The organism is Cognatiluteimonas telluris (genome assembly GCF_011320095.1).
Lineage (GTDB): Bacteria > Pseudomonadota > Gammaproteobacteria > Xanthomonadales > Xanthomonadaceae > Cognatiluteimonas > Cognatiluteimonas telluris.
Window position 1 is genome coordinate 1 of sequence record NZ_JAANOY010000091.1, and the last position, 1,177, is coordinate 1,177.

A 1,177-nucleotide genomic window follows, 5' to 3' on the forward strand; every position below is an offset into this window, starting at 1 on the left:
GTGGATCCCGGACACGGCGCCTAACAATTCATTCAAGCCGAACATGCTTCGTTCCAGCAAAAGGCGGCACTGAAAAGCGTGCCACCTTTTGCCTCCACTACGCATGTCGGCTTAATTCAGGTGTTAGATGCCATGGCCACCATCATCGAAACCGGTTATGCCAACTGACAAGGACTTCGTAGACTACGTTGCCGAGCAAGCTCAGTTGGGAGGCGCTCTTTCCTTCAAGCGGATGTTTGGGGAGTACGGCGTTTACCTGGATGGCAAGGTCATCGCTTTTATATGCGACAACAGCCTCTTCGTTAAGCCAACTGGGGCGACTGACATAATTACGCAGGCACTCCCCAAGCGGTCGCCTTACCCACAGGCGAAGCCCTATCCGGTGGCTGACGAACTGCTGGATGACTCTGATGCGCTAAAGTCGCTGCTCGTGCGAACGGCGCAAGATTTACCGCTGCCAAAACCCAAGAAGCTCAGGTCTTCCGCAAAAGGGTCTGGCATCTAACAATTCATTCAAGCCGAACCTGCTTCGTTCCAGCAAAAGGCGGCACTGAAAAGCGTGCCACCTTTTGCCTCCACTACGCAGGTCGGCTTAATTCAGGTGTTAGGGCGCTATGGCAACAACAATGCTACTGCTAGTTCTGCCGATCGGCTTCTTTGTTCTCGCCCTTCTCTTCATCGCCGCTGTATGGACGACCCCACGGCGCACCAAATGGCTTGGTATCGCAACCATTGCCGCAGCAGCTCCCTTTTTCTTTTGGCTTGGCGCTTTTTCCGAGCAGTTCGGAGCAGGTCAGTGCTACTCCAACGCAATGGGTATGATCGCTAATGCCGTTGAGCAGACTGGCTCGCCCCAAGAGCTATCCAAGAAGATCCGGGATCTGCCAATGCACGGCTACGAGACAGTATGCTCGGACGTGGAGGCAGCAGCAGCGGGCCTACCCAATGCGGGCGCGCCCTAACAATTCATTCAAGCCGAACCCGCTTCGCGGGTCGGCTTAATTCAGGTGTTAGGCCGCTAAGAGCGGGCCCGCTGCGGCCATTCGGCAATTCGGGTTGCTCGCTTCGCTCAGCACCTTGTCGCTTTCGTCCACCCTCTTCGGTCGCGCTTGGAGTCATCTAAGCGGCGCTCGTATCTCTACGCGGCAGTTCTGGCGATCGAGGTTACCGGCGGCAT

Annotated in this window: 2 protein-coding genes; both read left to right on the forward strand. The window is 56.0% G+C overall.

The annotated features are described in order from the left end of the window. Positions 1 to 157 precede the first annotated feature (157 nt). Entirely contained in the window at positions 158 to 505 is a 348-nt protein-coding gene (locus G7B67_RS13110; RefSeq protein ID WP_166213142.1) for a TfoX/Sxy family protein, read from the forward strand. Between the two features lie 109 nt (positions 506 to 614). After that, positions 615 to 962, forward strand: coding sequence for a hypothetical protein (locus tag G7B67_RS13115; RefSeq protein WP_166213144.1), 348 nt, complete (start codon positions 615 to 617; stop codon positions 960 to 962). Positions 963 to 1,177: the final 215 nt, after the last annotated feature.

Excerpts from the sequence above, each read along its gene's own strand:
- G7B67_RS13110 (WP_166213142.1), top strand. The coding sequence starts at position 158 with ATGCCAACTGACAAGGACTTCGTAGACTACGTTGCCGAGCAAGCTCAG.
- G7B67_RS13115 (WP_166213144.1), top strand. The coding sequence starts at position 615 with ATGGCAACAACAATGCTACTGCTAGTTCTGCCGATCGGCTTCTTTGTT.